This is a genomic window from Peribacillus sp. YIM B13482, assembly GCF_042787975.1.
Classification (GTDB): domain Bacteria; phylum Bacillota; class Bacilli; order Bacillales; family DSM-1321; genus Peribacillus; species Peribacillus simplex_A.
The window spans coordinates 40,342-65,964 of record NZ_JBHZPF010000002.1 but is presented as its reverse complement, the minus strand read 5'-3'; the positions used below and the strand labels follow the sequence as shown (position 1 = coordinate 65,964).

Below are 25,623 nucleotides of genomic sequence, written 5' to 3'. Positions count from 1 at the left end.
GAGGAAGTGTTTGGTTTTATGAAGGACGCTGAAATGTTTTGGAGCGCATCCCAAGATGAGCTTAAACAAGGGTATATCGAAGAAGGGAGCCAGTATATTTGTTTACTGTGCGGACTTGCAATTGAAAAGGGAATAGTATATCCGGAAGATGGGGTTCTTTATGAAGCTGAGAGGTATATGCGGATTCATATTGAGCGTGCACATCGTTCCGTTTTTGAATACTTGATTGATCTGGATAAAAAACTTACAGGTCTTACGGTCCACCAAAATCGCCTTCTTCGCCTTTTTTACCAGGGGAAGAATGATGCTGAGGTTCAGGAGGAAATGGGGATTGGAAGTTCTTCCACAATTCGTAACCATCGCTTTGTGTTGAAAGAGAAAGAGCGGCAGGCTAAGTTGTTTTTAGCCATGATGGAACTTTTGAAAGATAAAGATGAATATGCGCCGGCGTTCATCCCCCTTCATCAAAAAGCAAGGATGGTCGATGATCGTTATAACGTTACCGAGGATGAAAAGATTACTGTGCTGAAAAAGTATTTCCCTAAAGGCAGTCAGGGTGGATTAAAGTCTTTCCCGCCAAAAGAAAAACAAAGGCTAATCATTCTCCTGGAAATTACGAAGCGTTTTGAAAATGAGCGAAAATACGAAGAAAAAGAAATCAATCAAATATTGGGTGCCGTTTATCATGATCATGTTTTATTGAGAAGATATTTAATAGAATATGGATTCTTGGATAGGAAGCCTGATGGAAGCCAGTATTGGCTGAAAAAATGATGACTGGAGGCAAGGAAGATGGATCGTAAAAAAGAATTGAAGCAATTATATAAAGAAACGAAGGTTGAAGCGGGTGTATACCAAATAAGAAATACGGTAAATAATAAAATCTTTATCGGCAGCACCAGAAATTTAAAGACCTTGAAGGGTAAACAATTTGAATTGGAAATGGGAACGAACACCAATAAAGTGCTGCAAGGTGAATGGAATCAATATGGGAAAGAAGCTTTTTCTTTTGAGATACTGGAGGTATTGAAACCGAAAGAAACAGGATTTTTCGATGCTAAACGGGAATTGAAAAAACTTGAAGAAGAGTGGATGGAAAAAATACAGCCATATGAGGAACGGGGATACAATAAAGCGAAATCCAACTGACTTATCTCTCCGAATTCCTGGTTCTCGATTTAGCGTTAACACATCTCGTCTCATAATTTAAATTAGATGAATTACGTATTATAGCTGATGGTGATATTTGGTGTTTACGATTAGGTGGTGCTGGGATGGAGAATGGAGATGGATATTTAAGAGCAAAAAAAAGGGTGGAAAACCTTAAGGCATTTTCATTCATTTAACGGTGTCACCTATTGTCGGATCCTGGTTATTGGGGGTTCCTTTATCCATTTGGAGGGTGGAGGATTGGAGTTCTGGTGCATGGCATAGCAATCTTTGCACATGGGAGCTTTACGTCTTTAGTGGGAAGATAGAAAGATAAAAGAATACATGGAAAAGGATAAAAAGGACAGCTGAAAATGGGATATTCAAAATAGGGAGTCATTATGGCTCTTTTTTTCGTGGGAAGATAATTATGATATCTCACTTGTTGTTGGTTTTTAAATGGTTTAAGCTATTAGTGAGGGGTCCTGTTTGTAAAACTTAGGGGGAACCCTTGAAGGACCTTCTCTAAATACATCATTTTTAGGAGTTGCGAATGAAAAAAATAGGATGGACCATAACGGGGATAGGGACAATCATTGCACTGGGTGCCTTGCTTTATCCTTTGGATGTTATTGATAAAACACAATGTATATATTTATTGCTTGGCGGCGCAGGCCTAATGTTTGTCGGGTCTATGTTCAGGGCCATGTCGTTCCTTAAGAGATGACTGATAATGAGAGGCCCGAGTCCTGAAGGCGGCGGATTAAGATGTGTTACGAGTCTTTCACATCAGTTACATAAGAATTGATTCAAAAATGTTCAATTAAGGTGATGACATGGAGAAAAATCAATTGAAATATGCTCAGCAGCATCTGGCTAATGAACGCACCTTTTTGGCGTGGATAAGAACGGTGATTGCGATAGTGGGGGTTGGCTTTCTCACGACGAGCCTGCATTTTACGATTGGTGTGCATCGGGATGCCCGAATAGACTTGATCAGTATCATACTGGGGATGCTTGCATGTGCATTGGGCCTTGTGATTACGGTGCTGGCGACGTTCGGTTATCTGCAGAAGAAGCGGCAAATCAATGAAGGGACGTTTCGGCCCTCGAGTGCGCACGTAATTCTCATCGCTGTTTTTATGGTCATATTGTTATCGATCATTATTTTATATTTTCTGTCCATAAAAGTATAACGCTCTGCCCTATCCTATATAGGGCAGTCGGTTTGTCGACAAAAGGGGTTCGGAATGTATTAATTCCGAACCCCTTTTGATATTTCTTGGAATTTTTCTCAAGATTAAGAGCTTAGGTCTCTACGAGCCCACTATGTTAGGCCATTTTTGGACCTTGCCATGTCCAATTGGCCATCTTCTTTACATTCATGGCAGCGAAAGTAAGCATCGCCTGCATCGACAATTTTTTAAGTCCCCTTAAAGCAGTCCAACGCATCCCATGCTTTTCTTTTGCATCTGCGAATACACGCTCAATCGTTTCCTTGCGTTTCGCATAGATAGGTTTTACATCTTGATGATGACGTAGGTGATCTGCTTCTTCCATATTTTCTTGCCAGATATGGCGCGTCACCACTTTTTGATGGTCTTTGCTTTCTGTACACTGTGATAAAAATGAACATGTCTTACAAATGTGTTTGGGAGATTTGTACTCACGATATCCCTCTTTATTTGTTGTTGAGTACTTTAAAATTTTAAAACAAAAAAGACTGCAGGCAAAAGGGTTATATCTAATTGTTAAAACAAAGTTGATTGGAACGGAAGGGACGAGACTCCTGCGGGAAAAGCGCGTCCAAGGGAGACCCCACAGGCGCAAAGGCGCCGAGGAGGCTCCCCGGACCGCCCGCGGAAAGCGAGTGCCCTACGTTCTAATCAACGTTCGAATTTTTAAAACCCTCAAAAAAAACTGTAGACAAACTCGATTTTCATCGAGTTTGTCTACAGTCTGTCTGCCCTATCCTATAAAGGGCAGTTTTTTAGTTTCTGCTATTTACTTATTCTAACACCATCATGGAAAGATTCCTTCCATTTATTAGTTGCGATAAAAAAACAGAAGCTTGAAAAACTTTGAATTACATTATGGTTGTGCAAGAGTAAGAAAAACCTTGTTAAAAGATTTCATGCAGTACGAACACCTCAGTTTCAGTGAATTCTAGGCTTTACGGGAAATATATCTTCGGAAAATCGTCTCGGAGTTAGCTGGAAAATCAATCATGATTTCCAAGTCATGTCATTTACCTACCTTGGATCATTTTTTATCATCCCTCTTTTATTTGTAAGTAAACTTCACATAGCAATAATTTGAGTAAGCTTTAAATATTTGGTTAATTTCCATTTTGTGAGATATGATAAAAAGGAATTAAAAGGAGGTCATCGAGATGGTGGATATCAAAAAAGGTGAAAGTTCTTTTTTTGTCGAAGAATCTGGCGAGAAACTGGCAGAAATCACATTTTTTAAATCAGGTGATGATGAAATCACAGTTGATCATACCGTAGTTTCTGACAAGCTTCGCGGGCAAAAGGTAGGAAATGCCCTTGTCGAAAAGGTAATAGGATTCGCCCGTGAGGAAAAACTTAGAATTGTTCCAGTATGTTCGTTCGTTCAAAAACAGTTTGAAAAAAATGCAGAATACGAGGATGTTTTGGCTAAATGAACCAGGGGGCTGGACACTTGGGTTGGATTATATCCTCCTGTGTTCAGCCCTTTTGCATGATGGGAAATCCAGCACCCCTTCCATTTCTTCTGGTCATATATTTAGATAATGCGCCTTGCCGTCTGCGGCAAGGCGCATTAAATATAGGGGAGGCGCCAGAATGGCTATCAAATTACAAACCTTGTTGAATCGCGCAAAGGGGAACACGGGAAGTAAAATGGACCCGGTCGTGAACGAGTCGATACTTGAAGTGGTTAAATTAGCTTATGAAGCGGGGATATTTGTTCAAATCACGGCTGGTTACCGATGTTTCTTTATGAATAAGGCAGAACGAATAAATCAAAGCCGATCGTGACATATGCCAGAGCGGGCCAACCCTTGCATAACTATGGACTTGCTGTAGATTTTATCATTGTTAGTGATGACGGCGAGCGGGCATTGTGGACAGAGGAAGAAAAGTGGACAAGAGTACCAGCCATGGCAAAATCCCTGGTATTTGTTTAGGGGGGATTTTGAATCGTTCCGGGATTTTCCGCATCTTGGGATGTCGGGCGGTTTATCTACGAGAGATCTTCAAAAGGGATTTAGGCCAAGTATTTATCAAGAGTTGCGTTAACGCCCCTTTTCATAAAGGAGATTGACAGTTAGAAATGAAGCCAAAAGGAATAATGGGTGATTCCGCATATGAGTGGGTAATGGAAATACATGGATGCGTAATTGGAGTTTCTGATGAATAAGTTTTTTATAAATTTAAAATTCTAACTCTGAAATCTAACATTTTTAAAAATTAATAATTGAAATAACTTATTTATAGAATGTGGTCATGATAGGTATGTAAGCGTATACAACAAAACTCGCAATTTAGAATTATCAAAAAATTCTCAAAAACCTGTTGACTACTACATGAAATACACGTAAGATAATCACAAATACAAGACATCAAACATAAGCGTTTCGAAAAATATGAATAATGCGAAAAACATTGAAGAGGATAAGTAGTCTTTTAAAAAGGCAGTCACAGAGAGCCGGGTAGCTGAGAGCCGGTATTGTCCCAAAAGATGAACTCACCTTGGAGTTTCAGCTTGAACGTCAGACTAGTAGGGCTGAACGGGTGCGTACCAGTACCCGTTACCAAAACAGAGAATAGTGTAGACTATTCAAAGTGCGCATGGAGTTTCATGCGAAAAAGGGTGGTACCGTGGAGTGGCTCATCAAGCCTTTTCACCCCTTTAACTTGCCGAGTGCAAGTACATTTGGGGTGAAAAGGCTTTTTTGTATGCCTTAAAAGCTGAAAATTCTGAATCTTGGGAAATTATTTTATAGGAAAGTGAAGGGGGTATTAACGAAATGACACAAAAATCAGTGGTCGCTGATCGGAACGGTGGAAAGACACATTATAGTGGTGCCGAATTTCTGCTGAATGCATTGAAAAAGGAAAATGTTGAAGTCATCTTTGGATATCCGGGTGGTTCCGTATTGCCGATTTATGACAAGCTTTACAGTTCAGAGCTTTTTCATATTTTGACAAGACACGAACAAGGTGCGATCCATGCAGCGGAAGGATACGCCAGGATAACCGGCAAGCCGGGGGTGGTCATAGTCACATCCGGTCCAGGGGCGACGAACATTGTCACTGGTTTGGCTGATGCAATGATCGACTCATTGCCGCTTGTGGTTATTTCGGGTCAGGTCGCTACCAGTGTAATTGGTTCAGATGCATTCCAGGAAGCGGATGTACTGGGGATCACTACACCGATTACAAAACATAATTACCAGGTAAGAAAGCCGGAAGACCTCCCGCGCATTATAAAAGAAGCTTTTTATATCGCTTCAAGCGGCAGGCCTGGCCCAGTATTAATTGATATACCTAAAGATATGGCCATTTTAGAAGGTGCATACACGGATGAGGAGCCAGAAATGGATCTCCCTGGTTATCAGCCGACGACCAAGCCGAATTACTTACAGATCAGAAAGCTTGTTGAAGCCGTAAGTGGAGCGAAAAGACCGGTCATTCTTGCAGGGGCAGGCGTCCTGCATGCGAAGGCATCTCACCTATTAAAGGACTATGTCGAGCAGCAAGGCATTCCCGTCGTCCACACTTTATTGGGTCTTGGAGGTTTTCCGGCGGAACACCCCCTCTTTATCGGAATGGGTGGTATGCATGGCTGTTTTGCAGCAAACATGGCGTTATCGAAATGTGACCTATTAATCAATATCGGTGCCAGGTTCGATGATCGATTGACTGGAAATCTAGCGAAGTTCGCACAGCATGCAACGGTGGCCCATATCGATATTGATCCAGCGGAAATCGGTAAAAATGTACCGACGAAAATTCCAGTTGTCGGAAGTGCTAAGGAAGCACTGACGGAGTTAATCGCACAAAATGGCAAGAAGCCGGAAATTGAAAAATGGACCACACAGCTGACTGCATGGAATGAAGAGTTCCCATTGCGTTATACACATGAAGAAGGTGTGCTGAAACCACAGCGGGTCATCCAGATGCTTCATGAAAAAACGAAAGGGGAGGCCATTGTTACGACGGATGTTGGACAGCATCAAATGTGGGCAGCGCAATACTATCCGTTTAACAAACCGAATTCATGGGTCACTTCCGGTGGACTCGGAACGATGGGCTTTGGCTTACCTTCGGCTCTCGGAGCACAACTGGCGAATCCGAAAGCGACGGTGCTTTCCATATCGGGAGATGGCGGTTTCCAGATGTGCCTGCAAGAACTATCGGTCATTGCCGAAATGAATCTGCCGATCAAAATCATCATTGTCAATAACGGGGCACTCGGGATGGTAAGGCAGTGGCAGGAACTCTTTCATGATAACCGTTTCTCACACAGTATTTTTCAATCGCATCCGGACTTTGTGAAATTAGCCGATGCTTATGGAATTCCGGGTTACAAGGTGACGACGGAGGAAGAAGCCAGCAACTGCCTGGATGTAGCGTTAGCGACAGATGGTCCGGTATTAATCGATTTCCGTGTAAAGCAAAAAGAAAATGTCTTTCCGATGGTAGCACAAGGAAAAGGGCTTGATGAAATGGAAGGAGTTTAATCAATGAAAGGAATTCTAAGCCTCACCGTGAACAACCGGCCAGGCGTCCTGAATCGGATTACGAATCTGTTCACGAAAAGAAATTATAACATTGAAAGCATGGCTGTCGGCCCATCCGAGCAGGAAGGCATTTCAAGGATGACCTTCGTGGTCGATGTTGATGACGAAACAGTCGTTGAACAGATCACCAAGCAATTAAACAAGCAGATCGAAGTATTGAAAGTATATGATATTACGAATCAATCCATTGTGGCGAGGGAACTTGCACTCATCAAAATATTGGTGACAACACATACCCGAGCTGAGATTTATTCAGTCATCGAACCCTTCCGTGCATCAGTAATTGATGTCAGTAAAGATAGCTTGACCGTCCAAATCACTGGGGAATCGGATAAAATCGAAGCCTTCATCGAACTGATCAAGCCATATGGCATCAAGGAATTGGCAAGGACAGGGACAGCCGCCATCCCGCGTGGAATGCAAATAGCACACGCCAAGAGCGCAACAATTGTATAAAAAAAACAAAAACAATAATGAAAAGAAAAGGGAGATGTAATTATTATGGCAAAAGTATATTATAACGCAGAAGCAAACGAGAATTTTTTCAACAATAAAAAGGTAGCGGTCATCGGATATGGTTCACAAGGACACGCACACGCACAAAACCTACGTGACAGTGGTGTAGAAGTAATCATCGGAATCAGGAAAGGTAAATCCTTCGATAAAGCGGTGGAAGACGGGTTCAATGTTTACACAGTTAAAGAAGCCGCTGAACAGGCAGACGTAATCATGAACCTTTTACCTGATGAAACTCAGCCGAAAGTATACCAAGAAGAAATCAAACCGGTATTGCGCGCAGGTCAAGCGTTAATGTTCGCACACGGATTCAACGTCCATTTCAATCAAATCGTTCCTCCGGCAGATGTGGATGTATTATTAGTCGCTCCAAAAGGTCCGGGACATCTTGTTCGCCGTACATATGAACAAGGTGCAGGGGTGCCGGCATTGTTCGCCATCTATCAAAATGTTACGGGTGAAGCAAGAGAATTGGCACTTGCGTACGCTCGGGGAATCGGTTCTTTAAGAGCTGGCGGTTTGGAAACTACTTTCCAGGAAGAAACGGAAACGGATCTATTTGGAGAACAGGCCGTACTTTGCGGCGGATTGACTTCCCTTGTGAAAGCTGGTTTCGAAACCTTGACAGAAGCTGGATACCAGCCGGAAGTGGCATATTTCGAGTGTTTACATGAACTTAAATTAATCATCGACCTTATGTATGAGGGCGGAATGGAAAACATGCGCTATTCCATTTCTGACACAGCTCAATGGGGAGATTTCGTTTCTGGACCACGCGTTGTGACGGAAACTACGAAAGAGGCCATGAAAGCTATCTTGAAAGACATCCAAGACGGTGAGTTCGCTAAAGGATGGATCTTGGAAAACCAAGCGAACCGTCCAGTCTTCAATGCTATCAATAATCGTGAAAACCAACATCAAATCGAAGTGGTTGGCCGTGAATTAAGAAAAATGATGCCATTCGTAAAACCTCAACAAAAAGAGAAAGAAGTGGTAGCCGTTGCGAAAAATTAATATATTTGAAACTACGCTTCGAGATGGGGAGCAATCAGCCGGTGTGAATTTGAATTTTACCGAAAAGCTTGAAATTGCTTATCAGCTTGAAAGATTGGGTGTTGATATTATCGAAGCCGGTTTTCCGGCAGCATCCAAAGGGGATTTCAACTCCGTACAGGAAATCGCGCGCAAAATTAAAAACAGCTCTGTTACGGGGCTGGCGCGTGCTGTAAAAGGAGATATTGATGCAGCTTGGGATTCATTAAGGGACGGGGCGGAACCGAGATTGCATACGTTCATCGCCACTTCGCCCATTCATCGTGAATATAAGTTAAAAATGTCGAAGCAGCAAGTGATTGAAAAGTCGGTTGAAATGGTTAAGTACGGAGCAGCGCGTTTTCCGATCGTGCAATGGTCTGCAGAAGATGCAAGCCGTACGGAACTTGACTATTTGGCTGAAATCGTTGAAGCGGTCATTCAAGCTGGTGCTAAGGTCATTAATATCCCGGATACTGTAGGGTATGCAGCTCCAATCGAATACGGAAACATTTTCAGATACCTTCGTGAACATGTTCCTTCTATTGATAAGGTTAGCTTATCTGCACACTGCCATGACGATCTTGGAATGGCAACGGCCAATTCATTGGCTGCCATCGAAGGCGGGGCTACACAAGTCGAAGGCACAATCAACGGCATTGGTGAACGTGCTGGAAATGTGGCACTTGAAGAGGTGGCTATGGCACTCTACATCCGTAAAGATTTCTATCAAGCGGGAACGGGCCTTGTATTAAATGAAATTAAAAGGACCAGTGACCTGGTCAGCCGCCTTACGGGAATGCAAGTTCCTGCTAATAAAGCCATAATAGGCGCCAATGCTTACGCACATGAATCTGGCATTCATCAGGATGGCATGTTAAAAGAAAAAACGACATACGAAATCATATCACCTGAACTCGTCGGAGTTTCGTCCAATTCACTTGTTTTAGGGAAGCATTCAGGACGGCATGCTTTTAAAGAAAGGTTACAAGAGTTGAATTTTACGGTAACGGATGAGGAAATGAACTCATTATTCGTTCAATTCAAGGAATTAGCCGATAATAAAAAGACCATGACTGATGAAGATATCGTGGCACTGGTGCTTGAAGAGAAAGCGACGGATATCAGTTTCTATGACCTGATTTCTTTCCAGATTTCCCACGGTACACATCAAGTTGCCACAGCGACGGTTACACTGAAAAAAGGCGATAATGAAGAGATTCAGGAAGCGGCTACAGGGGCAGGAAGTGTTGAAGCCCTCTATAACACGCTTGAAAGATGTTTGGGCAGTGAAATCAACTTACTGGACTATCGAATTCAATCGGTGGGTGGCGGTATGGATGCCCTTGCTCAGGTTTTTGTGAAAATTGATTATAACGGTGTGGAAACGAGCGGCCGCGGTCTTGATCAGGACGTCTTGGAAGCATCTGCCAAAGCGTATTTGAACGCTGTGAACCGTGTGATCATCATGAAGGAACTGGAAGAAAAAGCAGTATTACAATAGGAAGGGGAGATTTCGATGAAAAGGAATATTGCGGTGCTTCAAGGAGATGGCATCGGGAAAGAAGTAACAAGAGGCGCTGTAGAAATCCTCGAAGCCGTTGCCCAAAGATATGGACACGATTTTGAATTTCAATATGGTGAGATTGGAGGCGGGGCCATCGATAACACAGGCTCCCCCTTGCCGGATGAAACAGTGGAGATTTGTAAAAACAGCGATGCGGTATTATTGGGTGCCGTTGGAGGACCTAAGTGGGATGACCAGCCTGCACACCTAAGACCGGAACGTGGTTTGTTGAAAATCCGAAAAGATTTGAATCTTTATGCTAACATCCGTCCAATCAGCTACTATTCCAGCTTGTCGGAATCTTCTCCTCTTAAAAAGGAATTCATTGAAGATGTTGATTTCGTGATTGTTAGGGAACTAACTGGCGGCCTGTATTTCGGTAAGCCAAGTGAGCGCGTTGAAAGAGAAGGGAAAGAAGCTGTCGTCGATACCCTTTTCTATCAGAAAAGCGAAATGAAGCGCATCATTGAACTTGCTTTTGAATTAGCATCGGAACGCAAGAAAAAAGTAACATCCGTGGATAAAGCGAATGTTCTTGAATCTAGCAGGATGTGGCGTGAAACGGCTGAAGAAATCGCCAAGGGCTATCCGGATGTAATCCTTGAACACATGCTTGTGGATAATGCAGCCATGCAACTGATTAAAAACCCGAAACAATTTGATATTATCGTGACGGAGAATATGTTCGGTGATATTTTAAGCGATGAAGCGTCTGTATTGACTGGCTCGCTTGGAATGCTTCCTTCCGCCTCCATATCAACGGAAGGGCCTAATCTATATGAACCGATTCATGGCTCTGCTCCTGATATTGCGGGAAAAAACTTAGCTAATCCAATTGGGACCATTTTATCAGCGGCGTCCATGCTGCGTTTGTCCTTTGGCTTGGAAGATGAGGCACATGCCGTTGAGCAGGCAGTGGAAACGGTCCTTGATTATGGTTTGAGAACAGGCGATATCGCAAATGGCCAACCAATTATTACGTCTACTTCAGAGATGATTGCAGAAATAAAAGCCAATCTTTTAGACCAGGAAGCCATTTCCAATATCATGGGAGCTTACGCATAAACTTCTTTCACGGCCTAATATTAGGCCGTGTTTTTTAAAAAAATATAAGATTGATCGAGGTGGGATAAGATGGGAAAGTCGATAATAGAGAAAATATGGGATCGTCATATTGTGAATGAAGAGGAAAATAAACCGGATTTGATTTATATAGACCTTCAATATATTCATGAAGTGACATCTCCGCAAGCATTTGAAGGATTGAGATTAAAAGGACGCACAGTCAGGAGACCAGACCGTACTTTTGCGACAATGGATCATAATGTACCAACCGTTAATCGCTATTTCATCGAGGATGATATTGCTAGAAAGCAATTAGAGGCACTAGACCAAAACTGTAAGGAGTTCGGTATCCGCCTGGCTGATTTGGACAGCCCGGAACAAGGGATCGTTCACGTTATCGGGCCGGAATTAGGGCTTACACAGCCAGGGATGACGATTGTATGCGGTGACAGTCATACTTCCACACATGGTGCGTTTGGATCGATTGCGTTTGGAATCGGTACGAGTGAAGTTGAGCATGTTTTGGCCACACAAACCCTTTGGCAAACAAAACCGAAAACATTAAAGCTTGAGGTTAATGGCAAACTTGGACACGGTGTGATGGCGAAAGATGTCATTTTATATGTGATTTCTAAATTTGGCGTCGATTTCGGCACTGGGCACATCATTGAGTATTGCGGGGAAGTTTTCCGGGATATGTCGATGGAAGAGAGAATGACGGTTTGCAATATGTCGATTGAAGGCGGGGCAAGGGCGGGGCTGGTTGCTCCTGATGAAACAACCTTCTCATATTTGAAAGGTCGTAAATATTTGCCGAAAGGAGAAGAGTTCGAGCAATGTGTTCAGGAGTGGAAGTCACTTTCAAGTGATGAGGATGCTGTATATGACCAAGAAATCATTCTTGATGGCAGCCTGATTTCACCTATGGTCAGCTGGGGTACAAATCCTGGAATGGCTAGTGGAGTGGACGGAAAGGTACCTACCTTCGCGGAAGGTATCATGGATTCTAAGGAGCTGAATCGGGCACTTGAGTACATGGGTCTTGAGGAAGGCATGCCAATCACGGATATCCCCGTTCAGCATGTATTCATAGGATCTTGTACGAACTCACGCATTGAAGACTTGCGGCAGGCCGCAGAAATGATCGATGGCAAGACTGTGCAAAAAGGAGTTCGGGCGATGGTCGTTCCCGGTTCACAGAGTGTTAAAAGGCAAGCGGAAGATGAAGGATTGGATGAGATCTTCAAATCTGCGGGCTTTGAATGGCGTGAATCAGGTTGCAGCATGTGCTTGAGCATGAACCCTGATGTGGTTCCAGCCGGAGAGCATTGTGCCTCCACCAGTAATCGGAACTTTGAAGGCAGGCAAGGAGCTGGTGCAAGGACACACCTAGTTAGTCCGGCAATGGCTGCCGCGGCGGCCATTCATGGGAAATTTGTCGATATCAGGAATTCGGAAAGAACTGAACAGGTCCATTAAGAATAAGAATTAACCGGAGGTGCAGAGAATGGAACCCATTACTATTTACAAAGGAAGAGCGGCGGCACTTGACCGTAAAAACGTGGATACGGACCAAATCATTCCAAAGCAATTTTTAAAACGGATTGAGCGAAGCGGATTTGGAGAATTTTTATTCTATAACTGGCGTTTTGATGAGAATGGAAAAGAAAGTCCTGATTTTGAATTGAATCAGCCCCATAATAAAAACGCGTCCATTTTAATAGCAGGTGAAAATTTTGGCTGCGGTTCTTCTCGTGAGCATGCTCCGTGGTCATTGAAAGACTATGGATTCGATATCATCATCGCACCGTCTTATGCTGATATCTTTAAAAGTAATTGCATGAAAAATGGCATGGTCCCCATCGCTTTAACCCAGGCTGAAGTAAAGTATTTAATGGAGAGGGTGTCGGCAACTGATTATGAGTTGACTATCGACCTTCCCAATCAGACATTGAAAGATGGTCAAGGGTTTGAAACAAGCTTTGACATCCATCCATATTGGAAGGAAATGCTTATTAAGGGCTGGGATGAAATTTCGATAACCCTGCAATATGATCAAAAGATTTCTGCCTATGAATCGCAAGAAAAGGTTGTATCGAGTATTTAATTGAAGAATGTCATTTTCCCGTCATCCTTTCATTTGAAAGGATGCGGGTTTTTTTTGAGGAAGCTGGTTAAGACGGAATGGCGTTCATCCGTCCATATAATTTTGTGTTTCCTGCTATTACATGCTAAACTGTTTTTCAAAAAGCGAACGGTGAGGCGGAAAATAGGATGGATAATGAGAACAACCAAAAGAAGGCCGGAGAAACCAAGATTATCGCCTTTCCAAATCTCGGTGAAAGGCTGATTGCAAAAGGGCTTGACGAGCTTGGGAACAGAAACTTTATAGCGGCTGCACAGCTTTTCAGCCAAGCCAGGGAGTATGAGCCCGAAAATGATGAAGTTTGCATGGGGCTTGTAGTCTCACTAGTAGAACTTGAGTATTATGAGGAGTCAAAAGAGTTGTGTATAGAGATGCTGAATAAAGGCATAGGCGACTATTTTCAACTTATCAATATCTATTTGATGGTACTGCTGCAATTAGGCGAGCATCAGGAAATGGTCACGACAATCGAGCTGCTATTTGAAGAGAGCCAAATTCCCTTTGATAAAGAGGAACATTTCGAAAAGATGCTTCAGTTCAGTAAAAGGGCCCTTGAGGATAAAAAAGAAGAAAAGGAAAGGCAAAATCAGCAGCTTGCAGAGGAATTGCAGGAGAATGATCTTTTTGAAGGGAAAATGGATAATGAAATGTTCATGGTCATTTCAAAACTAACGAATATCAATATTCGACCATTTATCCCGGAAATCGTACAATTTCTACAAAATGATGAGGGACACCCTTTCTTTAAAACGATGCTCCTTAACATTCTTATTGACCAGGAATATAACGAGGAAGTGACACTAAGGAAATTCAATCAAACGAAGTCGGTCATACCAAGGGAATTGAAAAGTGTGAAGGAGACGGACTTCTATAAGAAGGTCACCGGCCTGACTGAAGAGGAAATCAGTCAGGAAAATCCGAGCTTATTTGAAATGGTCCATAGTTTGATTGACCGTCATTCCTTTATATTGTATCCCTTTGAACCTGGACCTGAAAGATTTGCGGCGTGGGCAGCAGCCTATCATGCCTTAGCGGAAGAATACATGACTGGGGAAGTTTTTGGGAGTGACTTGGCTGACCTTTATCTGGCTGATGAAGAAACCGTTGCGGATATCCTATCCTATTTAAAAGAAATTGAGGAAATTTCTTATCCCATTATTTAAGCTATTGCTGTTGTAACAGATTAAACCTGTGGTATAATGTAGTGGTTGTAATGTATAATCGTCAGGTTTGGACGATTTCCCAATATTTTTTTTGGGTATATTTGAGGGATGACTTGTTACACTTGCAAAGCATATTCATCCAATGCTTATTATTGAAGTATATAGATTTTTTGGAGGGAAACACATGTCTGTAAAATGGGAAAAACAAGAAGGTAATCAAGGCGTACTAACAATTGAAGTTGACTCTGCAAAAGTAAACGAAGGTTTAGACGCAGCTTTCAAAAAAGTAGTGAAACAAGTAAATGTACCTGGCTTCCGTAAAGGGAAAATGCCACGTCAAATGTTCGAAAAAAAATTCGGCGTAGAATCACTATACCAAGATGCGCTTGATATCATTCTTCCAGATGCTTATGCAAATGCTGTCGAAGAAGCTGGAATCCAGCCTGTAGATCGTCCAGAAATCGACATCGAGAAAATGGAAAAAGGCGAAAACCTGATCTTCACTGCAACTGTAACAGTTAAGCCTGAAGTTAAATTGGGAGATTACAAAGGTGTTGAAGTTGAAAAATTCAATACTGAAGTAACTGACGAAGATGTTGAAAACGAATTGAAAACTTTGCAAGAGAAGCAAGCTGAGCTTGTTGTTAAAGAAGAAGGACAAGCTGCTGACGGCGATACGGTCGTTCTTGACTTTGAAGGATTCGTTGATGGTGAAGCATTCGAAGGCGGAGCTTCAGAAAACCATTCATTGGAAATCGGTTCAAACTCTTTCATTCCAGGATTTGAAGAGCAGCTTGTTGGTCTTGAAACTGGCGCTGAAAAAGATATCGAAGTTACTTTCCCTGAAGAATATCATGCTGCTGAACTTGCAGGTAAACCAGCTGTATTCAAAGTGAAAATTCATGAAATCAAAACTAAACAACTTCCTGAGTTGGATGATGAGTTCGCGAAAGATGTCGACGACGAAGTGGAAACTTTGGCTGAACTTAAAGAAAAAACAAAACATAAATTAGAGCATGACAAAAAACACGAAGAAGAAAACTTCATACAAAACACTGTAATTGGTAAAGCTGTTGAAGGCGCAGAAATGGACGTTCCTGAAGCAATGATTTCAAACGAAGTGGACCGCATGATGAATGAGTTCTCTCAACGCATTCAATCTCAAGGACTTAATTTGGAACTTTACTACCAATTCTCAGGTCAAGACGAAGAAGCTTTAAAAGCACAAATGAAAGAAGAAGCTGAAGGACAAGTTCGTACGAGCCTGACTCTTGAAGCAATCGCTGAAGTTGAACAACTTGAAGCGACTGACGAAGATGTAGAAGCTGAACTTGGACAAATGGCTACAATGTACAATATGGAAATTGAAGCGATCAAACAAGCTCTTGGAAACCTAGAAGGAATCAAAGGCGATCTTAAAATTAAGAAAGCTATTGACTTCTTGGTAGAAAACAGCAAAACAGTTGACGCAAAATAATTTTTATAAATAAGTAGATTTAAATATTTCCTTAAAAAACAAGGCGCGAGTAATCGTGCCTTGTTTTATACATATTGAGAATTAGTGGAAATTTCAAATATCGGTAAGTTCCTGATTGATTTTTTTTGAATTTCAGTGTAGATTAGTTCTAATACCGCATATACATATTTATACAGCAAATCCTGATTTTAAAAATCAAAAGTTTTGGGCATACTGGTAAAGGGCAAATACATATTGATTGATTATTGTACATATTTACAACTCGGACGCGTGAGCATTTTTGTTACTAAACTTCCTAGAACATGATAAAATGCAAAACATGCTAGGGATTTTGGAATGCTTAAGTAGGTGTGTGCCCGGTTTTTTTTTACAATCGGGTACCGCTATGTAATAGAGTTGGAAGAGTATTTGAAGGGGTGAACGTACATGTTTAAATTTAATGATGAAAAAGGACAGTTAAAATGTTCTTTTTGCGGTAAAACACAAGAACAAGTCCGTAAACTGGTTGCTGGTCCAGGTGTATATATTTGTGACGAGTGTATCGAGCTTTGTACGGAGATCGTCGAAGAAGAGTTGGGGACTGATGAAGAAGTAGAATTCAGAGATGTGCCTAAACCTATGGAAATCCGTGAAATTCTTGACGAATATGTGATTGGACAAGAACAGGCGAAGAAGTCTTTGGCTGTCGCTGTTTACAATCATTATAAACGTATCAATTCCAATAGCAAAGTCGACGATGTTGAGCTTTCTAAAAGTAACATCGCCTTGATCGGACCGACTGGAAGCGGGAAAACCCTTCTTGCGCAAACATTGGCGCGATTACTGAATGTTCCTTTTGCAATTGCTGATGCGACTTCATTGACAGAAGCTGGATATGTTGGGGAAGATGTCGAAAACATCCTTCTAAAATTGATCCAAGCAGCTGATTATGATGTGGAAAAAGCGGAAAAAGGCATCATTTATATTGATGAAATCGATAAAGTTGCCCGTAAATCAGAGAATCCTTCCATTACACGTGACGTGTCCGGTGAAGGTGTGCAACAAGCTTTATTGAAAATTCTTGAAGGAACGGTTGCAAGCGTACCGCCTCAAGGTGGACGTAAACACCCACATCAAGAATTCATCCAAATCGATACGACCAATATCTTGTTCATCTGTGGCGGTGCATTTGATGGCATCGAACCGATCATCAAACGCCGTCTTGGTCAAAAAGTCATTGGTTTTGGCTCTGACGTGAAAAAGGATGATATTGCAGAAAAAGAATTGCTTTCAAAAGTTCTTCCTGAAGACTTGCTTCGTTTCGGTTTAATTCCGGAATTCATCGGGCGTCTTCCGGTAATTGCGACTCTTGAGCAATTGGATGAAGCTGCTTTGATTGAAATCCTGACAAAGCCGAAAAATGCCCTTGTTAAGCAATATCAAAAATTGCTTGAGCTTGACGATGTTGAATTGGAATTCGAACAGGAAGCGCTAAGTGAAATTGCTAAAAAGGCAATTGAACGTAAAACTGGTGCACGTGGTCTGCGTTCCATCATTGAAGGTATCATTCTTGAAGTGATGTTCGATCTGCCTTCACGTGATGATGTTGCAAAATGTGTAATCACAGGCAGCACGATTTCGAAAAATGAATCTCCAAAGCTCGTCCTTAAAGACGGTACAACCATCAAAGGACAAGGAAAGAAAACATCTGCTTAATTTATAGGAAAAGTAAGACTGCCAGTTCATCCTGGCAGTCTTTTTTTCTTTTGTCTTTTTTTATGTTTATTGAGAAAATACTGTTCTTTGAGATGAAAACCCCAAAATTTACAACACGAAATTTTTGGATAATTTCGCCCTTCCAAAGGAGATACTAACAGAAATGACAAACTTGGAGAGTGCAGGAGGGAATACGATGAATTGGACAGGATTGGCGTTGTTTATCCAGCTGTTTTTTGGGATCATTATTGGATTGTATTTTTTGAACTTATTGAAAGGCCAGCGGACACAAAAAGTTTCCATTGACCGTGATTCACGTAAGGAAATGGACCAATTACGGAAGATGAGATCGATTTCGTTAACAGAGCCATTGGCGGAGAAGGTTAGACCAAGCACATTTAATGAAATCATCGGTCAGGAAGATGGCATTAAATCTTTAAAGGCTGCCTTATGTGGACCAAATCCCCAGCATGTGATAGTTTATGGTCCTCCTGGGGTGGGGAAAACAGCAGCGGCCAGGCTTGTTTTGGAAGAGGCTAAGAAAAATGGTAAGTCCCCTTTTAAGAATTCGGCAGTGTTTGTTGAACTGGATGCCACCACCGCCAGGTTCGATGAACGGGGGATTGCCGATCCGCTGATTGGTTCTGTGCATGATCCAATCTATCAAGGGGCCGGGGCGATGGGACAGGCTGGCATTCCGCAGCCAAAGCAAGGTGCAGTAAGCAATGCTCATGGGGGCGTACTGTTCATAGATGAAATAGGGGAGCTTCATCCAATACAGATGAATAAACTGTTGAAGGTATTGGAGGATCGCAAGGTCTTTCTGGAAAGTGCCTATTACCAAGAGGAAAATCAAAGTATTCCCACTCACATCCATGATATTTTTAAAAATGGACTTCCGGCTGACTTTCGATTGATTGGGGCCACAACAAGAACGCCAAATGAAATCGCACCTGCGATACGCTCGAGATGCATAGAAGTGTTTTTTCGTGAACTTGACAGGGAAGAAATAATCACTGTGGCTAAGAATGCCTCCGATAAAGTTGGAATTACCATCAGTGAAAAAGGCTTGCAGTCGATTTCGGATTATGCCCGAAATGGCAGGGAAGCTGTCAACATGATTCAGACTCTTGCAGGAATATCAATTAATGAAAACAGGACTTTTATCAGAGAAGAAGATATTGATTGGATGGCACATAGCAGCCAACTTACCCAAAGGATGGACAGGAAAATAGAATCAAATTCTAAAATAGGCCTTGTCAACGGTCTTGCAGTCTACGGTCCCAACAGCGGGGCATTGCTGGAAATCGAGGTCATGGTCATGGCCGCCCCTGATGAAAAAGGTTCGATTAATATTACCGGCATTGTCGAAGAAGAGAGTATTGGCGGTGGGAATGGCAAGTCGATTCGCCGCAAAAGCATGGCAAAAGGTTCGATTGAAAATGTGATTACGGTTTTACGATCGATGGGGGTGCCTGCCGATCAATTCGATATCCATGTCAACTTTCCGGGCGGAAGTCCTGTAGATGGTCCTTCTGCTGGAATTGCAATGGCAACAGGCATTTACTCGGCCATTTATAAAATCCCTGTAGATCACACATTAGCGATGACTGGAGAAATTAGCATTCATGGCGGTGTTAAACCGATCGGCGGAGTCATTCCGAAAATCAAGGCAGCAAAACTTGCCGGGGCAAAGAAAGTAATCATCCCTGCCGATAACATGCAGCCGCTGCTATCTGAGATCAAGGATATAGAAATCATTACAGTTTCGAATGTGAAAGAAGTGCTGGATCAGGCACTGAAAAAGGAACTGATGTCGGAACAAATTCTCACATCCTTAGACCTATCGAAAAAAGAAAGCGTATAAAGGAAATGCCCCGGATTAAAACAGAACCGGGGCATTTTAAGGACCATAATGGGTGTCCTCCATAAACCTAACAAAAAAATAAACACTGTTAAGACGTGCTTTTTTATCTAATATTGGAGATAATAATAGCAGTCGAAACGTGTTAAGGTAAACGAATAGACACTTCTATATAAATAGGATAGAATTGTTAAAAGGTTGAGAACATGGGTAAATAGTTTACAACGACGATACTAATTAGATGGAGGTGTCAGGAAATGACTGATCAAGAAATCATCGTCCCCCTCCTGCCGCTTAGAGGACTGCTTGTATATCCAACGATGGTACTTCATTTAGATGTAGGCCGAGATAAATCGGTACAAGCCCTTGAGAAAGCAATGGTGGAAGACCATCTTATATTTTTGACGACACAACAAGATGTTTCGTTGGACGAACCAGGTGAAGAAGATTTATTTACTATGGGAACTTTAACAAAGGTAAAACAGATGCTGAAGCTTCCGAATGGTACAATCCGGGTGTTAGTGGAAGGATTGAACCGGGCAGAGGTCATTGAATTTTACGATTATGAGTCACATTATGGTGCCAAGATTAAAATATATGAAGACAGTGATGAAAAGGATGCTGAACATCAAGCATTAATGCGCACCCTACTGGATTATTTTGAACAATACATAAAAATGTCCAAGAAAATAACCGGTGAAACGTTTTCGTCCACTTCCGATATTGAAGAGCCGGGGAGATTAGCGGATATAATCGCTTCCCATTTGCCTTTGAAATTGAAGGAGAAGCAAGAAGTGCTTGAGACCATTGATATGAAAAAGCGTTTAAGCCGGGTGATCGAAATCATCAATAACGAGAAAGAAGTCCTTTTTCTCGAGAAAAAAATTGGCCAGCGTGTTAAGCGTTCGATGGAACGGACCCAAAAGGAATATTACCTACGTGAACAAATGAAAGCGATCCAAAAGGAATTGGGCGATAAAGAAGGAAAAACAGGGGAAATTGAGGTCCTCAACGAAAAGATAGAAGAAGCGGATATGCCTGAGCATATTAAAGAAACGGCATTAAAGGAATTGGACCGTTATGAAAAGGTTCCGTCAAGCTCTGCCGAGAGTTCTGTCATCCGTAATTATATCGAATGGTTGATCTCGCTTCCTTGGTCCAAAGCGACTAAAGATGACTTGAATATTCACAAAGCTGAAAAGATCCTGAACAGGGACCACCATGGATTGGAAAAGGTGAAAGAACGGGTGCTTGAGTATTTAGCCGTCCAGCAATTGACCAATTCATTGAAGGGACCGATCCTTTGCTTAGTGGGACCACCCGGCGTCGGGAAAACAAGTCTGGCTAAATCGATTGCCTCATCCCTGAATAGGAATTTCGTCCGTATATCTTTAGGCGGGGTGCGTGATGAATCAGAAATCCGCGGACATCGCCGCACATATGTAGGGGCGATGCCGGGAAGGATCATCCAAGGCATGAAAAAAGCTGGAACGATCAATCCTGTCTTTTTACTGGACGAAGTGGATAAGATGTCCAATGACTTTAGGGGAGATCCATCTGCAGCGATGCTGGAGGTGCTCGATCCGGAGCAAAATCATAATTTCAGTGATCATTATATTGAAGAAACGTATAATCTTTCCAAAGTCATGTTCATAGCGACTGCGAATAATTTGGGATCTATTCCAGGCCCGCTTCGTGATCGTATGGAAATCATTTCGATTGCAGGTTATACTGAGATAGAGAAACTTCATATAGCCAAGGATCACTTACTGCCAAGACAGTTGGAAAACCATGGTTTAATGAAGACACAATTGCAAATCCGTGAGGAAGCACTTACCAAAATCATCCGTTATTATACCCGGGAAGCCGGTGTTCGGAGTCTGGAGCGACAGCTTGCAAGCATCTGTCGTAAGACTGCAAAAATCATCGTGTCCGGAGATAAAAAGCGGGTCGTCATTTCTGAAAAGAATGTCGAGGAGTTTTTAGGGAAAACCATGTTCCATTATGGACAGGCGGAAGTCGAAAACCAAGTAGGAGTAGCTAATGGTTTAGCTTACACATCGGTTGGTGGCGATACGCTGCAAATCGAGGTTTCCTTGTCACCGGGTAAAGGCAAGCTTATCCTGACAGGAAAGCTTGGCGATGTAATGAAAGAGTCAGCCCAGGCTGCTTTCAGTTATGTCCGTTCGAAAACCGAAAAACTTCATATTGATACGAACTTCCATGAAAAATATGATATTCATATTCATGTCCCCGAAGGTGCCGTCCCTAAAGATGGTCCTTCTGCAGGCATCACGATTGCAACAGCGTTAATATCGGCCCTTACTAATAGGCCGATCAGAAAAGAGGTAGGCATGACAGGCGAAATTACATTACGCGGACGGGTTCTTCCGATCGGCGGGCTTAAAGAAAAATCTTTAGCGGCCCATCGCGCAGGACTTACGAAAATCATCATCCCGCAAAATAACGAAAAGGATATTGATGATATCCCGGAAAGTGTCCGTAAAGCATTAACATTTGTTCCAGTTTCACACGTCGATGAAGTCCTTGAGCATGCATTGGTAGGTGTGAACGAATGAAAGTGACAAGTTCAGATATTGTCATCAGCGCTGTAAAGCCTGAACAATATCCCAATACTCCAATACCGGAATTTGCCTTGGCGGGCCGTTCCAATGTTGGGAAATCCAGTTTCATCAACAAAATGATCAATCGAAAAAACTTGGCGCGCACATCCTCTAAACCGGGTAAAACGCAGACCTTGAATTTTTACATCATAAATGAAGCAATCCATTTTGTTGATGTACCGGGTTATGGCTATGCAAAGGTTTCAAAAACGGAGCGTGATGCTTGGGGAAGGATGATCGAAACGTACTTCACTTCCCGTGATCAGCTCCGCGCTGCGCTTCTGATCGTCGATTTGCGTCATCCGCCTACAAAGGATGATATCGCAATGTATGAATTCCTGAAGCATTATGACCTGCCCAGGATCGTAATTGCAACAAAAGCGGATAAAATTCCAAAAGGCAAATGGCAGAAGCACTTGAAAATAACACGCCAAACGTTAAATATGGAAAGAGAAGATGAATTGCTTCTTTTCTCGGGTGAAACAGGCGAAGGTAAGGAACAAGCCTGGGGCGTCCTTAAGAAATATATGTAAAAGAAAAGGGTATTCCGCATTTGGAATACCCTTTTTCATTATGAAATTCGCATGAAATGCGACTCGGCTGAAGTTTTACTTTTTTCGAACCAAAAAGTAGATGCCGATTGCCATCAAGGCAAATGGCCAAAACCTTTCGATGTTCGCCGTATTTGTTTCAACAATCCCGAAAGACGTTGTGATTTTATCATAGAACAAGAAAAGGATCGAGATGATGAATAATACCATCCCGTGAAACATTCCAGAATTTGTTTTACGTGCCCGGAGAATAAATCCCAGTGAGATGATTAAAATAAAGATACCTATATTATCCGGCCAAATATCAAGGTTTGCTACGATATGGAAGTGAGCCCCGAACCCCAGTAGGATGACGCCTGGCAGGATGGATTCATAATCATTACCGCTATAGGCCTGAACCAAGAAGGCGGCACCGACTATGCATAATAAAGTGGGCCAGCTATAAAAGCCTGGAAAGATTTCCATTTGGGAATGTTCAAGAAAAAAATAGAGTCCGAAACCGATTAAAACGGTTCCGGGGAAAATACGTTGCGTTTTCATTTTATCCTCCTATTCAATTCGATTACTTGAAGTTCTTTGCCATTTTTGATATGGTACTTTTGTACACAATGTCGAAATATGTATGTAACTTACAAATCCCGCTTAGACACCTTTTGGAGCAATTCAGGCGTTTTGGCGTCTTTTCATGGTAGCATACGTTTTCATAAACTGTTCATATTATTTGCGTGTTTCCATTTTAGTACATGGTATAATAAATTTACATGAAAAATTTTGGGGGTGCAAAACAAAAGGATGCATATTCTAGCGGTTGGTATTAATTACAAAACTGCCCCTGTTGAAATTCGGGAAAAACTATCGTTTAACGAAGCCGAACTTGCCGAGGCAATGAAAGCTCTTAAAAATAAAAAAAGCATCTTGGAAAACATTATTATTTCAACATGCAACAGAACAGAAATATATGCGGTCGGTGACCAGCTTCATACGAGCCGGTATTATATAAAGGAATTTCTTTCGGAATGGTTTAACATCGATAAAGAAGAATTTTCTAAATACCTGTTCATCTATGAAGGCGATGGGGCAGTCGAGCATTTATTTTCAGTTATCTGCGGCTTGAATTCCATGATACTGGGGGAAACCCAGATTTTGGGACAAGTGCGTACAAGCTATATGTTAGGACAGAAGGATGATACGATCGGCACCGTTTTTAACCATCTCTTCAAGCAAGCCATTACATTAGCTAAAAAGGCTCATTCAGAAACGGATATCAATACGAATGCCGTTTCTGTCAGCTATGCAGCAGTCGAGCTTGCAAAAAAAATCTTTGGAGGCCTGAACGGCAAGAACGTCTTGATTCTTGGGGCCGGTAAGATGGGTGAGTTAGCCATTCAGAATCTGCATAGTAATGGCGCTGACAGCATCACAGTCATTAACCGCACCTTTCAGAAAGCGGTCGAATTGGCGGAGAGATTCAATGGTACAGCGAAACAGCTTCAAGAGCTGCAATGCGCTTTAGTGGAAGCGGATATCCTGATTACCTCCACTGGTTCAAAGGATCTTCTAGTAACAAAAGAAATGATGACATACGTGAATAAGCTTCGTAAAGGCCGTCCTATTTTTATGGTGGATATCGCAGTGCCGCGTGACCTTGATCCAACATTGGCGGAGCTTGAAAATATCTTCTTGTATGATATTGACGATCTTGAAGGGATCGTGCAAGCGAATATCGAAGAGCGCAAAAAAGCTGCCGAGAAAATAGAATTGATGATCGAATCTGAAATTGTGGACTTCAATCAATGGATTAATTTGCTTGGTGTGGTTCCTGTCATTTCTTCTTTACGGGAAAAATCCCTATCAATACAACAGGAAACGATGGAAAGCATCGAAAGAAAGCTTCCTCATTTAAGCGAACGGGACAAAAAGGTTCTGAACAAGCATACGAAGAGCATCATCAACCAAATGCTAAAAGATCCGATTCTTTATGCAAAAGAGCTTGCGGATGAGCCGAATGCAAAAGAGCAATTAAATAATTTCGTGAAAATCTTTCATTTAGAGGACTTGATTGAAGACCAGCTGGTAGCGGATGATGAAAAAGAAATGAACAGCTCCAAGGCATCCCTATTGAATCCAGTTCCTGTCCAGTAATGAGGTAAATATGGAATTACTAATGACAAGATTGCATGAAGCCACTGTATTGTTGTATGCCATCAGTATGCTTTTATACTTTATTGACTTCCTTAATAATAACCAGAAGGCGAATAAGGTCGCCTTCTGGTTGCTTTCTATTGTTTGGGTACTGCAAACAATTTTTTTATTTCTGTATGTATTGAAAACGGGAAGGTTCCCGGTATTGACGATTTTTGAAGGCTTATATTTTTATGCATGGGTCCTCATATCGTTATCTTTAATCATTAACCGATTGCTAAGAGTCGATTTTACGGTCTTTTTTACGAACGTATTAGGTTTTATGGTTATGGCCATCCATACCTTTGCACCTGTTCAGATAGAATCTCAAGTGCTTGCACAGCGTCTGGTTTCAGAGCTATTGCTCATACATATCACTTTTGCCATCCTATCTTATGGGGCATTCACGCTTTCTTTCGTTTTTTCCCTTCTCTACTTAATTCAATATGATTTACTTAAACGGAAGAAGTGGGGGAAACGGCTGCTTCGACTCGGCGATTTAACGAAGCTCGAGCAAATGTCTTATGTCCTCGCAGTAATAGGTGTTCCATTATTAGTGGTCTCCCTTATCTTGGGGATTCAATGGGCTTATATAAAAGTGCCTGGGGTATCCTGGCTGGATATGAAGATCATCGGTTCATTCATTTTGCTCATCGCTTACAGTATGTTTTTATACTTGAAAATTCGGAAACAAATGTATGGAAGGACCCTAGCCTTTCTGAATATTGGATCTTTCATGATTGTGTTAATTAACTTTTTCCTTTTCGGAAGCCTTTCAACATTCCACTTTTGGAATACATAG

The 25,623-nt window shown here is 42.0% G+C and carries 23 protein-coding genes, 2 pseudogenes and 1 other annotated feature; of the genes and pseudogenes, 23 read left to right on the top strand and 2 right to left on the bottom strand.

Going from position 1 to position 25,623, the window contains the following annotated elements:
* Positions 1-18 precede the first annotated feature (18 nt).
* The 5 genes and pseudogenes from ACFX4L_RS01855 to ACFX4L_RS01835 all read left to right on the top strand — a co-directional run bounded on the left by ACFX4L_RS01855 (position 19) and on the right by ACFX4L_RS01835 (position 2,345).
* Entirely contained in the window at positions 19-774 is a 756-nt protein-coding gene (locus ACFX4L_RS01855; protein ID WP_377403730.1) for a DUF2087 domain-containing protein, read from the top strand.
* Positions 775-792: 18 nt separating this feature from the next.
* Positions 793-1,149, top strand: a complete 357-nt coding sequence (locus ACFX4L_RS01850; RefSeq protein WP_377403727.1) for a GIY-YIG nuclease family protein — start codon at positions 793-795, stop codon at positions 1,147-1,149.
* A 125-nt stretch (positions 1,150-1,274) separates the two neighbouring features.
* Positions 1,275-1,521 (top strand): annotated as a pseudogene (locus ACFX4L_RS01845) (2TM domain-containing protein).
* 181 nt (positions 1,522-1,702) lie between these two features.
* On the top strand, positions 1,703-1,876 hold the full coding sequence (locus ACFX4L_RS01840) for a hypothetical protein (RefSeq protein ID WP_167555994.1): 174 nt from the start codon (positions 1,703-1,705) through the stop codon (positions 1,874-1,876).
* 109 nt (positions 1,877-1,985) lie between these two features.
* The gene (locus ACFX4L_RS01835) at positions 1,986-2,345 is read left to right on the top strand and encodes a YidH family protein (RefSeq protein WP_377403724.1); all 360 of its coding nucleotides are present in this window, start codon (positions 1,986-1,988) and stop codon (positions 2,343-2,345) included.
* Positions 2,346-2,481: 136 nt separating this feature from the next.
* On the opposite strand, the pseudogene ACFX4L_RS01830 reads toward ACFX4L_RS01835, so the two are convergent.
* Positions 2,482-2,892: pseudogene (locus ACFX4L_RS01830) on the bottom strand (transposase); the annotation flags it as partial.
* 649 nt (positions 2,893-3,541) lie between these two features.
* Here ACFX4L_RS01830 and ACFX4L_RS01825 point away from each other — a divergent pair.
* The 16 genes from ACFX4L_RS01825 to yihA all read left to right on the top strand — a co-directional run bounded on the left by ACFX4L_RS01825 (position 3,542) and on the right by yihA (position 22,622).
* Positions 3,542-3,817 (top strand): GNAT family N-acetyltransferase, encoded by a 276-nt coding sequence (locus ACFX4L_RS01825; RefSeq protein ID WP_089361687.1) that lies wholly within the window; start codon positions 3,542-3,544, stop codon positions 3,815-3,817.
* Positions 3,818-3,977: 160 nt separating this feature from the next.
* Complete coding sequence (locus ACFX4L_RS01820; RefSeq protein ID WP_284470077.1) at positions 3,978-4,172, top strand: M15 family metallopeptidase domain-containing protein; 195 nt, start codon at positions 3,978-3,980, stop codon at positions 4,170-4,172.
* Positions 4,173-4,195: 23 nt separating this feature from the next.
* Positions 4,196-4,321, top strand: coding sequence for a M15 family metallopeptidase domain-containing protein (locus tag ACFX4L_RS01815; RefSeq protein ID WP_284470078.1), 126 nt, complete (start codon positions 4,196-4,198; stop codon positions 4,319-4,321).
* Positions 4,322-4,790: 469 nt separating this feature from the next.
* Positions 4,791-5,049 (top strand) — a binding site (T-box leader).
* A gap of 115 nt (positions 5,050-5,164) precedes the next feature.
* A complete protein-coding gene (ilvB, locus tag ACFX4L_RS01810; RefSeq protein WP_317776880.1) occupies positions 5,165-6,880 on the top strand; it encodes an acetolactate synthase large subunit in 1,716 nt (571 codons plus the stop codon).
* Between the two features lie 3 nt (positions 6,881-6,883).
* Positions 6,884-7,396: an acetolactate synthase small subunit gene (gene ilvN / locus ACFX4L_RS01805; RefSeq protein ID WP_125160085.1), complete on the top strand. Its 513-nt coding sequence runs from the start codon at positions 6,884-6,886 to the stop codon at positions 7,394-7,396.
* A gap of 45 nt (positions 7,397-7,441) precedes the next feature.
* Positions 7,442-8,470: a ketol-acid reductoisomerase gene (gene ilvC / locus ACFX4L_RS01800; RefSeq protein ID WP_061464283.1), complete on the top strand. Its 1,029-nt coding sequence runs from the start codon at positions 7,442-7,444 to the stop codon at positions 8,468-8,470.
* Positions 8,457-9,992: a 2-isopropylmalate synthase gene (locus ACFX4L_RS01795; protein ID WP_284470080.1), complete on the top strand. Its 1,536-nt coding sequence runs from the start codon at positions 8,457-8,459 to the stop codon at positions 9,990-9,992. The genes ilvC and ACFX4L_RS01795 overlap by 14 nt, the downstream gene beginning before the upstream one ends.
* A gap of 15 nt (positions 9,993-10,007) precedes the next feature.
* Complete coding sequence (gene leuB / locus ACFX4L_RS01790) at positions 10,008-11,120, top strand: 3-isopropylmalate dehydrogenase (protein WP_284470081.1); 1,113 nt, start codon at positions 10,008-10,010, stop codon at positions 11,118-11,120.
* Positions 11,121-11,189: 69 nt separating this feature from the next.
* Entirely contained in the window at positions 11,190-12,599 is a 1,410-nt protein-coding gene (leuC, locus tag ACFX4L_RS01785; RefSeq protein ID WP_377381185.1) for a 3-isopropylmalate dehydratase large subunit, read from the top strand.
* 28 nt (positions 12,600-12,627) lie between these two features.
* Entirely contained in the window at positions 12,628-13,227 is a 600-nt protein-coding gene (gene leuD, locus ACFX4L_RS01780; protein WP_377381182.1) for a 3-isopropylmalate dehydratase small subunit, read from the top strand.
* A gap of 167 nt (positions 13,228-13,394) precedes the next feature.
* Complete coding sequence (locus ACFX4L_RS01775) at positions 13,395-14,429, top strand: tetratricopeptide repeat protein (RefSeq protein ID WP_377381179.1); 1,035 nt, start codon at positions 13,395-13,397, stop codon at positions 14,427-14,429.
* Positions 14,430-14,613: 184 nt separating this feature from the next.
* Positions 14,614-15,906: a trigger factor gene (tig, locus tag ACFX4L_RS01770; protein WP_377403721.1), complete on the top strand. Its 1,293-nt coding sequence runs from the start codon at positions 14,614-14,616 to the stop codon at positions 15,904-15,906.
* Positions 15,907-16,332: 426 nt separating this feature from the next.
* Positions 16,333-17,601, top strand: coding sequence for an ATP-dependent protease ATP-binding subunit ClpX (gene clpX / locus ACFX4L_RS01765; RefSeq protein WP_061464276.1), 1,269 nt, complete (start codon positions 16,333-16,335; stop codon positions 17,599-17,601).
* A 196-nt stretch (positions 17,602-17,797) separates the two neighbouring features.
* Positions 17,798-19,468, top strand: coding sequence for an ATP-dependent protease LonB (lonB, locus tag ACFX4L_RS01760; protein ID WP_089361681.1), 1,671 nt, complete (start codon positions 17,798-17,800; stop codon positions 19,466-19,468).
* A gap of 254 nt (positions 19,469-19,722) precedes the next feature.
* The gene (gene lon / locus ACFX4L_RS01755) at positions 19,723-22,044 is read left to right on the top strand and encodes an endopeptidase La (RefSeq protein WP_377403718.1); all 2,322 of its coding nucleotides are present in this window, start codon (positions 19,723-19,725) and stop codon (positions 22,042-22,044) included.
* Positions 22,041-22,622: a ribosome biogenesis GTP-binding protein YihA/YsxC gene (gene yihA, locus ACFX4L_RS01750; RefSeq protein ID WP_061464273.1), complete on the top strand. Its 582-nt coding sequence runs from the start codon at positions 22,041-22,043 to the stop codon at positions 22,620-22,622. The genes lon and yihA overlap by 4 nt, the downstream gene beginning before the upstream one ends.
* Before the next feature lie 75 nt (positions 22,623-22,697).
* On the opposite strand, the gene ACFX4L_RS01745 is transcribed toward yihA, so the two are convergent.
* Positions 22,698-23,180, bottom strand: coding sequence for a LiaI-LiaF-like domain-containing protein (locus tag ACFX4L_RS01745; RefSeq protein WP_377403715.1), 483 nt, complete (start codon positions 23,178-23,180; stop codon positions 22,698-22,700).
* A 252-nt stretch (positions 23,181-23,432) separates the two neighbouring features.
* Between ACFX4L_RS01745 and hemA the strand changes: the two genes are divergently transcribed.
* Together hemA and ACFX4L_RS01735 are read left to right on the top strand one after the other, a co-directional pair.
* Positions 23,433-24,782, top strand: a complete 1,350-nt coding sequence (gene hemA / locus ACFX4L_RS01740) for a glutamyl-tRNA reductase (protein ID WP_284470089.1) — start codon at positions 23,433-23,435, stop codon at positions 24,780-24,782.
* A 10-nt stretch (positions 24,783-24,792) separates the two neighbouring features.
* Positions 24,793-25,623 (top strand): cytochrome C assembly family protein, encoded by an 831-nt coding sequence (locus tag ACFX4L_RS01735; protein ID WP_284470090.1) that lies wholly within the window; start codon positions 24,793-24,795, stop codon positions 25,621-25,623.